Source organism: Erythrobacter sp. 3-20A1M (assembly GCF_018636735.1).
Classification (GTDB): Bacteria; Pseudomonadota; Alphaproteobacteria; order Sphingomonadales; family Sphingomonadaceae; genus Alteriqipengyuania.
Window position 1 is genome coordinate 516,782 of the sequence record NZ_CP045200.1, and the last position, 14,186, is coordinate 530,967.

A 14,186-nucleotide genomic window follows, 5' to 3' on the forward strand; every position below is an offset into this window, starting at 1 on the left:
GTGAGCGTGGGAACCTTTCTTGCAGTCGACTGGGGGACGACCAACCGTCGCGTCTATCTCATCGAGGGCGACCGGGTCGTCACGACCGAGAGGGACGATCGCGGAGTAGCCGCCAAACCCGATTTTGCGGGCGAGATCGACGGGATACGGGATCGCTTCGGGCCCCATAGGATCGTCATGGCCGGGATGGTCGGGTCGTCGATCGGCTGGCACGAGGCACCTTATGTGCCCGCCCCGGCGGACCTGTCCACACTGGCCGCCGCTTGCGTGCAGCCGGATCGGGACGTGTACATCGTGCCGGGCGTATCCCGGATGGACGATACCCGCGCGGACGTCATGCGGGGGGAGGAAGTTCAGCTGCTCGGGGCCGTGGACGCCGGTCTCGTTCCGCCCGATGCGCTTCTGATCCAGCCGGGTACCCATTGCAAATGGGTGGAAACGAAGGGCGGAAGTATCGCCCGCTTCACCACCGCCATGACAGGCGAACTATTCGCCATTCTCAGCCGCGACAGCATCCTCGCATCGCAGCTTGCCGGTTCGGTCGCCCAGGGCGAAGCCTTCCTCGCAGGTGTGGACAAGGGGCTCGAACGCGACCTGTCCGCCGCGCTGTTCGGTATCCGGGCCGCCGGGTTGCTGGGCTCGCTCGCGCAGGATGACGCACCGTCCTTTGCCAGCGGCTTGCTTATAGGAGCGGAGGTCGCCGCACGCTTTACCGAATACGGTCACGATCTCGTCCATATCCTGGCCGATGAGCGGCTAGGGGTTCTCTATGCCAAGGCGATCGAACGAGCAGGTCGCAAGTCAACCGTGATCGATAGCCAAGCGGCATTCGTGCGCGGTATCGTCAAAATAGAAGGCCTATTGCCATGAGTTTCGTCCCCGAGTTCGACAGTGCCTTTTCCGCCTGCCCGCTGGTCGCAATCCTGCGCGGCGTGACGCCCGTCGAAGTGGAAGACATCGGCGAAGCGTTGGTGGAGGCGGGCTTTCGCCTGATCGAAGTGCCGCTCAACTCGCCCCAGCCGCTCGACGGTATCGCTCGACTCGCCGCTCGGCTGAAGGGCCGCGCCATGGTCGGCGCAGGCACAGTCCTAAGCGTCGAACAGGTTGCGCAGGTGGCTGACGCTGGCGGTCAGATCGTCGTCTCGCCCAACACCAACGCGGGCGTGATTGAGGCGACGGCAACTGCGGGCCTTGCGTCTCTACCTGGCTTCGCGACGCCGAGCGAGGCGTTCGCCGCTATCGACGCCGGAGCCACCGCGCTAAAGCTCTTTCCTGCCGAAGCCTCGAGCCCGGCAGCGTTGAAAGCGACACGCGCGGTGCTCCCGAAGGAACTCGCCGTTCTCCCCGTGGGCGGGATCGAGGTCGACTCCATGGAACCATGGGTGAAGGCCGGCGCGTCGGGTTTCGGCCTGGGCTCCTCGCTTTACAAGCCGGGCCGGACCCCGGCCGATGTGGGTGAAAGAGCACGGGCATTCGTCGAAGCGTGGCGCGAACTTTCCGCCGCTCAGTCGCAGTAGAACCGCCAGATCATACGGTTGCGATAGATCTCGCCGGGTTCGAGCACACCGGAACCGAAGGCGGGCTGGTTCGGCGTGTCGGGAAACAGCTGCGGCTCTAGCGCGAGGCCGTCATGCGGGCGATAGACCCGCCCGCACTTGCCCGCGCGCTCGCCGGACAGGAAATTGCCGCCGTAGAACTGGAGGCCGGGCTGGTCGGACCATAGATCGACGGCGCGCCGCGAAGCTGGGTCGCGAAGCGTGGCCACCAGACGCGGTTCCGCCGTTCGACCGCCAATGAGCGTCCAACAGTGATCGTAGCCCCCTGCCACCTGCAGCTGCGGGTCGTCGTTGCCCGCATGCGTCAACGGCTGGCGAGGCTGGCCAAAATCGAACGGGGTTCCCGCAACGTCGCGAAATTCGCCGGTAGGAATGCCCCCGGGCCGGATCGGCAAGAATGCGTCGGAATCGATAGTCAGCTCCTGCCCTCGCGCATCGCGGTCGCTCGCTTCGCCCGCGAGGTTCCAGTAGCTGTGATGCGTAAGGTTCAGTATCGTCGAACGATCGCTGACCGCCTCGTATTCCACCGTAAGGCCGTCTTCGCGATCGAGCGTGAAGACTGCCCTCACCCGCACATCGCCGGGAAAACCCTCCTCGCCATCCGGGCTGAAAAGCGACAGCACCGCCGTCGCGCTCTCGCCGCCGCTATGGCTCTCGACGGTCCATAGCCTGGAATCGAAACCCTGCGTCCCGCCGTGCAGCGAATTGGGTCCGTCATTGCTGGTGAGAACGAACTCTTCTCCCCCGAGCGAGAATTTCGCCCCGGCGATGCGATTGGCCCACCGACCGACAGTCGCGCCGAGATAGGCGGGATCCGACAGATAGCCGGCGAGATCGGGATAGCCGAGCACCACGTCCGCCACGCCGCCGGCCGCATCGGGAACCAGCATGCTCTGCAGCCGCGCGCCATAGGTGATCACCCTCGCAACGAAACCGCGCGCGTTTTCCAGCCGGAGCGCATGAACCTCCCGTCCGTCCGGCAGATGGCCGAACGGCTCGATACGCGTTTCGCAAACGACGCCGTCTCTTTGCATATGCTTCCAATCCTCCGGTTTGCGGCCTGTTTCCCGCTATCGCACCCTTTCCCCTGGCCTAGACGCGATTGCGAGGAGGCGCTGCTTCGAATCTTCGTTTTGCATCTTTTTATTGCCTCTGGTTGTGCCGGTGCCCTATCCCGAAATGGCGGGACAAAGCACGCGAACGCGTGAATATTCTTGCCCGCCCGACGAGCACGGCAAGCCCGGTCGAGGCTAGCGATCACAAGCGAGAATTCGCTAGGGGGAGGCGTCCGGATACGATGGCAGGACCTGCAATCCAATCGCAGCCCGCCCCCCTGCGCGTGGTCATCCTGGGCGGCGGAACGGCAGGGTGGATGACCGCCGCCGCGCTCCAAACCATGGTCGGTGCGACGACTGATATTCATCTGATCGAATCCGAAGATATCGGCATCGTCGGTGTGGGCGAGGCGACCCTGCCGCATCTGCGCGCATTCATCGCGCGCCTCGGGATAGACGAGCGCGAATTCATGGCCGCCACGCAGGCGACCTACAAGCTGGGGATCGAGTTTTCGGGCTTCGGGCGCGAGGGAGAGCGGTACATCCATCCCTTCGGCACCTATGGGCGCAGCCTGGCCGGGGTCGGTTTTCATCATTTCTGGCTGCGCGCCCGGGCCGAGGGCGAGGCCTCGCGGATAGACGAATATTCCTTCGCGGTCATGGCGGCGGAGGCGCGCCGGTTCGCCCGGCCTGCGCAGGACGGCGATCCGATCGAGAGCTTCGGCTACGCCTATCAGTTCGATGCGACCCTGTTCGGCCCCTATCTTCGCGACCGGGCCACCGCGCGGGGCGTGCGACGGACCGAAGGGCGCGTCGTGTCGGTCGAGCGCGACGAAGGCGGCGACGTGTCCGCGCTCCTGCTCGAAAGCGGCGCACTGGTGGAAGGCGACCTGTTCATCGATTGCTCCGGCTTCCGTGCACTGCTGATCGGGGAGGAAGAGTGGGAGGACTGGTCGCATTGGCTGCCATGCGACCGCGCCGTCGCCGCCCCTTGCCTGCCCGCGAGCGACGACATCGAACCCTACACGCGGGCGATCGCCATGCCCGCAGGCTGGCGCTGGCGGATCCCGCTGCGCCACCGCGTCGGCAATGGCTACGTCTATTCGAGCAAGCATTGTTCCGACGACGAGGCGCGGCAGGGCCTGCTGGGCGCACTCGAAAGCGAAGCCCTCGCTGAACCGCGCGTGCTGCGGTTCAGCGCTGGCAGGAGGCGGCGCAGCTGGGTCGGCAATGTCGTATCGATCGGGCTCGCCTCCGGATTTCTGGAGCCGCTGGAATCCACCAGCATCTACCTGATTCAGACAGCCATTACCGGCCTGCTGGAGCACTTTCCCAATGGCACGATCGAGCCGGAAGAGCGCGCCGCATTCAATCGCGAAGTCGATTACGAATACGACCGCATCCGCGACTTCCTGATCCTGCATTATCACGCGACCGAGCGCAGCGATTCCGACTTCTGGAACCATGTGCGCACCATGGACATCCCCGAAACGCTGGCGGAGAAGATGGAGCTGTGGCGCACTTGCGCGCTGGTGCCGCAGTATCGCCGGGGGCTGTTCCTGGAGCCGAGCTGGATTTCGGTGATGATCGGTCAGGGGATCATGCCGCACGGCTGGGACCCGCGCACCGAGTTCCCGTCCCTCACCGGTCTTCGGCAGGCGATGTCGGGGCTATCCCACCGTATCGCCGAGGGAGTCGAGGCGCTTCCGACGCACGCCGCCGTGCTGGCGGGAGAGGTCGCGGCGTGACTCTGACGAACGTTCGCAAGCCGATAGCCAGCGCCGTGATCGTCGGAGGCGGTGCCGTCGCTTTGTGTGCGGCCCTGGCGCTGAAACGCGCTCTGCCAAAGGCGGAAATCCAGCTCGTCGAGCGCGGCAACGCCGAGACTGGCATCGCCGACAGCGTCCTACTCGTTCATCCACCGGCGATGAGACTGCTCGATCTGATCGGTCTGGACGAAGCCGGATTGGTCCGCGCCGGACTGGCTTCTCACACGCTGGGCGACCGGTTCACCGGTTGGACGAAGGCACCGTTCATCGTCCCGGTTGCGGAGGAAGAGCCCGTTGCAATGGGCATTCCGATTTCGCTCATCGAACGCATGCGGACGGGACGCCGCGATCCGGCGACCGGCTCTGCAGCCATTGCCTTGGCCGAGGCCGGGAAATTCGATCCCGACAGCTTGCATCGGACGGACGCGGGCGACGCGATCGGATATGCGCTGCATCTCGACACCGCGGGTTTCACGGCTCTTTTGCGGCGCTTCGCCGAGCAGGCGGGTGTCATCTTCACGGGAGACACGGACTCGCTTGCCGAGGCGGATCTCCGGCTGGAGTGCGCCGGGTGCGGCACGGTGCTCCAGGACGCCCGGTCGGAAGATTGGGGCGGGGAAATCTCGGATGGCGAAATGCTGCTGTGGGACGTTGCAGCGGCACCCTCGCTGCTGAACGAATATGCGGCAAGGGATTGGGGATGGCAGTCCACGCTGCCGGGACCGCGCACGACGCGCCATGTTGCGGTGTTCGACCCGAAACGAGGTGTTCCGTCGACTCCCCGTGATGCGAGGAAGCTGGCTTTCGCAACCGGGCGGCTCGAAAGACCGCTGGAGGATCGGCGCGTCGCGCTGGGCGACGCCGCCGCCGTGCCCGGCCCGCTTGGCGGCTTCGGATTTACGCTTGCGGCGATGCATCTGGCTCTCCTGTTGGACTTCATGCCGGGCAGCGAACCGCACCCTCTGATCGAGCGGGAATACAACCGCCGCGCCGCCCTTATTTCCGATGAAATCCGTGACTTCGTCGCCGCATTGCATGTCCATTCGCAACATGCCGGTGCTTTCTGGAAGCGTCTCCGGAAGCACGGCGCAGTCGGTGAACTGATGCAGGTGACGCGGCGCTTCGCACGATCCGGTCGTCTCCCGCCGCGCGAGGTCGATGCGATCGCGGATGCGAGCTGGACGCGCGCGCTCGATGCTCTGGTGGAAGCCGGTCCGGGATACGACGCGCTTGCGCTGTCGGTCCCCCTGCAACGAGCAGACGAAGTGCTGGAAGCGCGGCGCAATGCGGTGGCGAAACTGCTGCGCTCGCAAACGGACTACGACAATTGGTTGACGGAGGAACGCGGACGATGAGCCGTGGGGACGGAAATGCGATACGCGATCTGGTGATCGTCGGCGGCGGTACCGCCGGATGGATGATGGCCGCCGCCGCCGGGCGCGTGCTGGCTGGTGGACTGCGCAGCATCACCCTGATCGAATCCGACGCGATCGGAACAATCGGCGTGGGCGAAGCGACGATTCCCCCCATCCTGGGCTTCAACGAACTCCTCGGGATCGACGAGCGGGCGTTTCTGGAAGCGACGCAGGGCACCTTCAAGCTCGGGATCGAATTCGAGAACTGGGGCCGGCAAGGCACGCGATATTTCCACCCGTTCGGGCGGACCGGCCGCGACTTCGACGGTATCGCATTCCACCAGCTGTGGTCGTGGCTGCGCGATGCCGAAGGCGTGGGCTCGCTGGAGGAATATTCCATGAGCGCCGTGGCGGCGCGCAATGGCAAGTTCGCACACCCCCAGTCCGATCCACGCTCGCCTCTCTCCAACTTGCAATACGCCTACCATTTCGATGCGACGCGCTATGCCGCATTCTTGCGCAGCTATGCGATCGAGCGCGGGGTCGCCCGGCAGGAGGGGCGGATCGTCGATGTCGAGCTCGACGGTGAGACCGGGCACGTCCTTGCAGTCAAGCTGGAGGATAGCACGCGGGTCACCGGCGACCTGTTCATCGATTGCAGTGGGTTTCGCAGCATGTTGCTGGGCGAGGCCATGGGCGTCCCCTTCACGGACTGGTCGCACTGGCTACCGTGCGACAGGGCCGTTGCGGTGCCGAGCGCTGCGAAAGAGCAGATCGCACCCTACACGCGTTCGCGCGCCCTTACGGCCGGATGGCAGTGGCGCATCCCGTTGCAGCACCGGACCGGCAACGGCCATGTCTATGCGAGCGCCTATATGGAAGACGCGGAGGCCGAGCGGCTTCTGCTGGCGAATCTCGACAGCGAACCCGCCGACGATCCCCGGCCCCTGCGCTTCCGCACCGGAGTGCGCGAGAAATTGTGGGAGCGCAATGTCGTCGCACTCGGCCTGTCGGGCGGATTTCTGGAGCCGCTAGAATCGACTAGCATCCACCTGATCCAGACCGGTATCTCCAAGCTGCTGGCGCTCTTCCCCGACCGTGATTTCACCGACGTTGAGCGCGACGAATACAATCGCCTGATGACTTCCAGCTACGCCGCCGTGCGCGATTTCATCGTGGCGCATTACCATGTCACCCAGCGGGACGACACGCCCTTCTGGAATTACGTGCGCACGATGGAAATTCCTGACAGCCTGGAAACGCGGCTGGAGCTGTTCCGCCGGAAAGGCCGGATTTTTCGTTACGACGACGAGCTGTTCACCGTGGGTAGCTGGGCCGCGATCCTTGAGGGCCAGGGAATGAAGCCGCTCGGCAGCGACCCGCTCTGCGCGGCCCTGGACGCAGACGGATTGGCACAGGCAATGCGCCGGATGAAGCAAGCCCACCACGCCATGGCCGCGCGCCTGCCGCTGCATCGAGATGCGATCGGAGGCGGCTAACGGAGCGGCAGGACCCTCAGGGAAAGCCTCGATCGTCGGGCCGAAACCCCATTAGCGCTGCAACTTCGCGTTCGCCCAGGCGACCATCGGACCGCGTTGCTCGGTACCCCCGGCACGCGTGACCAGTTCACGATCTGGGCGCCCGTTACGTCCGCATCGATTGTACCGACTTGTCCGCCGGCAACCTTCGCCTCGGCTACGAGCTTCTTGTCGGCATAGACCTGGAACTGAACGGGCACTGCACCTTCGGCCACCGCTGGCCGCGCAGTGAAGCGACCGAATTCACCGTCGGTCCGCAATTCGAGGCGCGAATTGGCGAAGAGGCCGATGCCCTTGTCGAAGGTGGTCTTGCCAGCGGCGAGCGGCCCGCCGTCGGGCGCGGCGGCGACGCGCGCCGGGGTCCAGCCTTCGGGAAGGCTGTGATTGCCCAGTCCGTCGGCCGCGACATTGATGCGCCCCGGCATTTCATCGAGCCACACCGCATCGGAATCGAGGGGTGTACCCTTTAGTCGAAACAGCTTGGCCTCGCGGGGACTCAGTTGAACGGTTATCGCGCCTGATGCCGGGGAAAGCGTTTCATGGCTCCAGACGTCGCGCACGCTTGCGTCGGTGTCGGGCGCGAAACCGAGCTGCGTCCAATTCACCGTCGCGGAAACCGGCTCGTCCCCCCGGTTGAAGAAGGCGACCGCGCGCGATCCGGGGCCCGAGAGCGTGCGAACGACCACCATCGCCTCGCCATCGGGATAGGCGACGCCCTGATTGCCGGCCGGGTCCTGATCGATCGCGATGACCTCGCGATTGCCGACGATGTCGAGCAGTTCCTGCGGCGAGTGGCGCAGGTCGTATCCGAGCAAGAGGGGTGAAGCCATGATCGCCCACATGCTCATGTGGGCACGCGCTTCGGTCAGGTGGTTCTCGTCGAAGTCGCCATGTCCGATCGCCAGCATGTCGGGATCGTTCCAGTGGCCCGGACCGGCATAGAGCGTGCGATAGACGGCGCTGTCGATGTTGCGCAGCATGCTGTCCCAGTTGAATTCGATATCCGGGCTGGTGCGCCACAGATTGCCCTGCTTGTGCCCCCAGCGCGGCGACAGCGCCTCGCCCCAGGCACAGATGCTCAGCACCGCATCGGGTCCGCCCCACTCCTTGATCGCGCTACCGAGCTGCGCATAGAGCGCTTCCACCGCGTCGGGGTTCGACTTGGGAATGTCCCCCCGCACGATGTAGGGCGGGAACACCGCGAAGCGCCCGGACTCGACCGGCTCGGTACCCGGTGCGTAGTCGGCTACTCCGCACGCATCGATCTTCACGTAGTCGAAATTCCAGGTTCCGAAGATCGCCTTCATGTCCTGTTCGGCATGGCCCAGGCTGCCCACCTGGCGTTCGGCCATCGTCCCGACCGGCAGATTGGGGCTCTTCGCATCGTGATACTGGGCACAGGTGTTGCGCCCGATATCGGTATAGAGGCCGGCTTTCAGGCCCAGACCGTGGACGAAATCCGTGAAGGGGACGAAGGTGCCGTTGGGATAGCCCTCGACCTTGGCCGAAGGGAACATCGTATCGCGGATCTTGAGCGTCCCGTCGGCCTTGCGCTGCAACGCCCAGCCATCGTCGATATTTACATAGCGATAACCGAGCTGGGCCAGACCGTTGTCGACCAGTGCCTCTGCCGACCCGCGGATCTTTGCCTCGTCAACGTCGGTGCGAAATGCATTCCACGGATTCCACCCCATCGGCGGGGTCTGCGCGGCATCGGTCTGATAGACCGAATACCTACCCGTAGGCTCGAGGTCGTCGGCAGCTTCCTTCGCCCCCAGCGGCGATGCCGCGAGCGAGAGCAAGGCGAGCGTGCAGATCGACCTCGAGAACAGTTTCGATGCAGGATTGCGCATCGAGCGCCCGGATTTTGCGGAATTCATGGCTCGATACTCCTCCAACACCCTCTTATTCGCATTCGTACGTCTTCGGACGGTCAGAACTTCATCCGCGCCGTAAGAGCATACTGGCGGTCGTTCTTGAACCACGAACGCGGCGTCCGCAGCCCGTCGCCGTTCAGCACGAACGAGGTCTTGAGCGTGGTGTCCAGCAAGTTCTGGACTTCGAACACCAGACGGAACCTGTCGTCCACATCCAGGCCAATGGACGCGTCCAGCTGTCCGCTGGGCTCCTGATACACCGGGCCGAAGGGGAAGCAGCAATCGAGCCGGGTGAGCAGGAACCGGGACCGCCAGCTGTAAGCCGCCCGCGCCTGGATCTTACCTCTTTCGTAGAACACGGCCGCGTTGAAGTTATGCTTCGACAGGCCCTCCAGAGGCAGGCTTTCATAGAGCCCCGAGATGTCGATGGTAGGCTGGTTGCCCGTTTCCACCAGGTTGTTCGACGGCGCGTAGGCGGGCGGACCGAGCGCGATCTTGCCCACATCGATGAAGGTGTAAGAAAGCTGTGTGCCCAGACCCGCCAAGGCTCCGGGCAGGAAGTCGAAGGTCTGCTGATAGGCGATTTCCGCGCCCTTGACGGTCGTATGCCCTTCCGAATTGGCCGGGCCGCTGACCGAAACCGGTAGCGTCACGCCATTGTTGGTCAGGTCGCGGTTATAGACCTGATTGGAGACCACGACATTGTTCAGATCCTTGTAGAAGGCAGCGAGCGTCAGGGACCCGACCGGCGCGAAATACCACTCTGCGGTCAGGTCGAGCTGCCAGGCCTCCACGGGTCGCAGATACGGGTTCTGGGATCGCGCGGTAAACCCGCCGAGCTGCGCGTTGTAATTGAGCCCGACGTAATTCCGCAGCTTGCTGAACTCGGGCCGCGAGATCGCCTTCGAGGCGGCAAAGCGGAACACCAGTTCGTCCGACGCATCGAAGCGCACGTTCAGCGATGGCAGCCAGTGATCGAAGCTGTTCTCCGCCACGTCGGCCAGCGCTGCGCCATCCGCGAAGTCGAGCGCCGCTTGCTGTTGAGCAGCGGTGACCCCCGGTCGACACAATGCCGGCAGCGGCCCGGTGCCCTGCGCCTGGCCGGCGCAGAATGCGATGAAGTCGCCGTTGAAGCTGTCCGGAATGACCTGAGACGACGGCGCGAAATTGATCGCACCGGTCGATTCGTCGCGGGTGTGGACGTAACGCACGCCGAGGTTGCCCGACAACTTCATGCCGCTGTCGAACTCGGTCCCGAACGAGGTCGAGATATATCCCGCCCATGTTTCCTCGCTGTTGGGGTACACTTCGCCGGGCAGGAAATAGCCCTTGATCAGGTCGCTGCCGCGATCCTCGATCGGCGTGAAATAGCCCGGAGGTGCGAGCGAACGGGCCAGATCGATAAGCCCGCCACGCGATTCGAGGATCGAGTCGCGAATGAACAAGGCACCCGGCGGCGGGGTCGCGGCGTCGTGGAAGAAGTCCGGAAAGCCGTAGAAAGAGACGACGGACGGATCGCTGTTGACGAAGTTGGGACCACCCTCGATCCAGGTTTCCGACAGACCGCCCCAGTTATTGAACTCGTTGGTGCGAACCGTCTGTTTACGCTTCGCATATCGGCCGCCGACGCGAACCTCCTTCAGGAAGCTGTCTTCCGAGAGGTCGTAGGAAGCATCCGCCCTGAAGGCATATTCTTCGCCATCATTGATAGCGCGGTTTTCGACCGCCGACCGATAATAGGTGGAATTGCCGCTGCCGATATATTCGGCGGGGTCGAAACCGGGGGTCACGAAATTGACGTCCGGATACTTGCCGGTCAGATCGATGTCGTAGTTCGCCAGCGTGTTGAAATTGATCGCATCGTCGGCGTTGTCGACCTTGGACTTCGCATATTGCCCGTCGAACATCAGGTGCAAACGGTCGGACGGCGACCACTTGATGTTCAGCGACGCGTCCTGCGCCGTCACATCGTTGAAGGCCGAACGGTTCGAAAGCTTGGTGAAAATGCCGCCGGGTATGAACTGGCGGTAATCGCACCAGTCGCTCGACGAGCCCTGGCACAGCCCACTGACGTACCCGCCACTGTGCACCAGCGTACCCGAGGTGAACACACCGTTTTCGTCATACATGAAATTGGCGTCCGGGTCGTACGCAAACCCGGGCTGATCCAGGTAGCCCGCGGGATAAATCTGGCCTGCATCGGGGAACCAGTTGTCCGCCTCGATGGTGCGCTCGGTCCACCTTTCGTTGAACTCCGAGCGGATATATTCCGCCGTGACCAGCAGGTTTCCGGCTGCGTTCTCGTACTGGAGAGCGGCGTTCAGGCTGTTGCGCTCACGCTCGAAATCCTGCGAGCGGAACCCGGCGCCCAGCGGGGTATAGACCTGGTCGTACCCGGCGGGCGTCGGGAAGTTGTCGCACACGCGCAGCGCGTAGGGTTCGCCCTCGTTGATGATGCGCCCGTTGGCACAGGTGCCGTCGGCTTCGAACGGAGCGTTGAAGCGGGGTTGGAAACCGTTGAGGAAGATCGAGTCCGCGCGGCTGTACTGCTTGGAATAGCTGCCGCCGACCAACAGGCCGACCCGGCCGCCGTCGCCGAACTCCCACTGATCGCTGAACAGACCGACGAACGACGGCGCGGATTTTTGCGCGATGTCGCCGTAGTTGATCCCGGCCGATAGGAAGAGCACGGGATCGGTTGAATCGAAGGGTTTGCGCGAGTTGATGCTGACCGTGCCGGCGATGCCGCCTTCGATCATGTCCGCGGTCAGGTTCTTGAACACCTCGACGGAGCCGGCGAGTTCCGCCGGCACGCTGTCGAAGCCGAGCTCACGCCCGCCCGAAGCGGAGAAAGCGTCGCGACCGTTGAACTCGCTGCGAACGTAATTCAGCCCGCGGACCGTGACGCCCGAACCCTGGACCGAAAAGTGCGCGGAATCGTTGGGTGCCGCGAAGCGGTTGATGGCAACGCCGGGAACACGCTGCAGCGCTTCGTTGATGGAGCGGTCGGGCAACGATCCGATGTCGTCGGCCGTAATCGCGTCCACGACCGTGTCGGCGTTGCGTTTAATCTCCTGCGCAGAGGCGAGACTCTGGCGAATGCCGGACACGACGATGACATTGTCGTCCGTCTCGTCGGATGCGGGCTTGGAAAGCTCCTCGTCCGCTTCCTGTGCATGCGCGACGTTGGACATGGACGCTGCGAGCAGCGAACTGCCCACGAGGAATTTCCAGTAGCCCGAAGCACGCCTGGTGCCGCGCCCCGCCGCAAGGGCCTGCGTCGCGTCTACCGAAACATCCGATCGGCTGCGTAGCGCTATCGGATCATATCCCGCAATTTTCATCATTTTCTGTCCTCCCACTGAAGCGCATCGTGGCTGGTCACCCCTTGTTCGAACCAGCGCCCTCATCGCCATCGACGTCGTGGATAAAATAATATGATAATTTGTCAAACCCAAAAAAAGGAAACATAGACAGGGCAATCGGGCCGGGAATAGGATGGGCAAACTGCAAATCTGGCAAAAAACGAGGGAGACCCTTTCGATGAAAGTTTCGTTTTCTTTCCCGAATGCGAAGACAGCGATCGTCGGTATAGGTGCGGCTGTCATGCTCGCACTGAATGCAGCCCTCCCCGCGGCGGCAGCGGCCAGCCATACGGATCTTCAGGAAGTCGAGTTTGTCTCTGATGACGGGGCTCATCCCAATCCAGAGAGAGGCTTCTATCTCTCGGCGAAGCACCCATTGCAGGATCTGAAACGGCGTGAGCTTCGCGACGCTTTCGCGCAGGACTATCGGTTGCTTTACGTCCGCATCGACCTCAGCGGCTACAAGAGTCGGCCTTTGCCCGACGGGTTTCTTCGTAAACTATCCCGTGGCTTTGCCGCAGCGCGCAACGAAGGCGTCAAACTGATCGTCCGTCCCGTCTATAATTACCCCCGGGGAGAGACGGATTACCAAGCTGCGCAGGATGCGCCGCTCGAAATCGTCCTAAAGCATATCGAGCAGTTGAGCGCCGTCATGCGGGAAAATGCAGACGTCATCGCGTTCATACAGGCCGGGTATATCGGCGCGTGGGGCGAGTGGCACACGTCTTCGAACGATCTGACTTCGCCCGACAAACGCCGGCGAATCATGGACGCGATCATCGGTTCCGCTCCGCCCGAGCGGAGTGTGCAGTTCCGGTATCCGCCGTATATCGAGGAATGGCTCGCCTCTCGGGGTGCCGCTTCCGATAATGCCGGGATCGGGTTTCACAACGACTGCTTCCTGGCGAGCGATATGGATGTGGGCACCTATTCGGAAGATGCGCAAAAGCGGGAAGAACAACGCGACGCCATGGCCCGGCTGAGCGCGCGCGGGCCTTTCGGAGGGGAGACGTGCAACCCTCTGGCGGACCCGGACCCCTCCCCCCGGTCCGAATGCGCGGACATCCTGCGCGAAGGCGCGCGGTTCGGTCTGACCTATCTCAACGCGGGCTATTATCGCCCGCTCTTTTACGATCGCTGGGAAGCCGGCGGATGCCTGGACGATGTGCGCAACAGCATGGGTTACCGGCTCTCGCTCTTGAGCCTGAAGTATCCGCGCGTGGTGGAGGGAGGCGAAACCACCCGGATTGCGCTGACGATCGCCAACACGGGGTGGGCTCCGCCGTATAACCCGAAACAGTTCCGGTTGGTTCTGAAGAATCGAGAGTCCGGTGCCGTTTTGGAGTTCGGCGGGGTGAACGCGGATCCCCGAGCCTGGCTGCCGGGCTCAGAATCTGAAGTCAGTATCGACCTTCGCATCGACGACAGCGTGCCACCAGGTACCTACGAAGTTTACCTCGCCTTGCGCGACGGAGCACCCACGCTTGCGGCCGATCCGCGCTATTCGGTTCGGTTCGCCAATGCCGACCGCGCCGATTTGGGCCAGGAATGGGACGCGGATATCGCGGCGTTCCGAACGGGCGCTACGATAGAGGTCGCCGAATAGGCTTGGCCAGCTCGCTCAACCCGACGCCCCGGAACCACGAAACCATGGCGAGCGGCTGGGGGCCG

At 63.6% G+C, this 14,186-nt stretch carries 9 protein-coding genes; 6 read left to right on the top strand and 3 right to left on the bottom strand.

The window, feature by feature from the left end; all coding sequences use genetic code 11:
• Positions 1-870, top strand: coding sequence for a 2-dehydro-3-deoxygalactonokinase (locus tag F7D01_RS02540; RefSeq protein WP_371819670.1), 870 nt, complete (start codon positions 1-3; stop codon positions 868-870).
• Positions 867-1,517, top strand: a complete 651-nt coding sequence (locus tag F7D01_RS02545) for a 2-dehydro-3-deoxy-6-phosphogalactonate aldolase (RefSeq protein WP_215228697.1) — start codon at positions 867-869, stop codon at positions 1,515-1,517. Before F7D01_RS02540 ends, F7D01_RS02545 begins: the two co-directional genes overlap by 4 nt.
• Here the strand turns inward: F7D01_RS02545 and F7D01_RS02550 are convergent.
• Positions 1,505-2,590: an aldose epimerase family protein gene (locus F7D01_RS02550; RefSeq protein WP_215228698.1), complete on the bottom strand. Its 1,086-nt coding sequence runs from the start codon at positions 2,588-2,590 to the stop codon at positions 1,505-1,507. The genes F7D01_RS02545 and F7D01_RS02550 overlap by 13 nt on opposite strands.
• Before the next feature lie 263 nt (positions 2,591-2,853).
• Between F7D01_RS02550 and F7D01_RS02555 the strand changes: the two genes are divergently transcribed.
• Genes F7D01_RS02555 through F7D01_RS02565 form a run of 3 tightly spaced genes read left to right on the top strand, consistent with a single transcriptional unit; the run spans position 2,854 to position 7,234 of the window.
• A complete protein-coding gene (locus F7D01_RS02555; protein WP_215228699.1) occupies positions 2,854-4,359 on the top strand; it encodes a tryptophan halogenase family protein in 1,506 nt (501 codons plus the stop codon).
• Positions 4,356-5,735 carry a tryptophan 7-halogenase gene (locus F7D01_RS02560; RefSeq protein WP_215228700.1) on the top strand — a complete coding sequence of 460 codons (1,380 nt, stop codon included), beginning with the start codon at positions 4,356-4,358 and terminating at the stop codon, positions 5,733-5,735. The genes F7D01_RS02555 and F7D01_RS02560 overlap by 4 nt, the downstream gene beginning before the upstream one ends.
• Positions 5,732-7,234, top strand: coding sequence for a tryptophan halogenase family protein (locus F7D01_RS02565; RefSeq protein ID WP_215228701.1), 1,503 nt, complete (start codon positions 5,732-5,734; stop codon positions 7,232-7,234). Before F7D01_RS02560 ends, F7D01_RS02565 begins: the two co-directional genes overlap by 4 nt.
• On the opposite strand, the gene F7D01_RS02570 is transcribed toward F7D01_RS02565, so the two are convergent.
• Both F7D01_RS02570 and F7D01_RS02575 read right to left on the bottom strand, forming a co-directional pair.
• A complete protein-coding gene (locus tag F7D01_RS02570) occupies positions 7,231-9,153 on the bottom strand; it encodes an NPCBM/NEW2 domain-containing protein (RefSeq protein WP_215228702.1) in 1,923 nt (640 codons plus the stop codon). The genes F7D01_RS02565 and F7D01_RS02570 overlap by 4 nt on opposite strands.
• Before the next feature lie 53 nt (positions 9,154-9,206).
• On the bottom strand, positions 9,207-12,497 hold the full coding sequence (locus F7D01_RS02575; protein ID WP_215228703.1) for a TonB-dependent receptor: 3,291 nt from the start codon (positions 12,495-12,497) through the stop codon (positions 9,207-9,209).
• A 151-nt stretch (positions 12,498-12,648) separates the two neighbouring features.
• Here F7D01_RS02575 and F7D01_RS02580 point away from each other — a divergent pair, with 151 nt between their 5' ends.
• The gene (locus F7D01_RS02580; protein ID WP_215228704.1) at positions 12,649-14,121 is read left to right on the top strand and encodes a DUF4832 domain-containing protein; all 1,473 of its coding nucleotides are present in this window, start codon (positions 12,649-12,651) and stop codon (positions 14,119-14,121) included.
• Positions 14,122-14,186 lie beyond the last annotated feature (65 nt).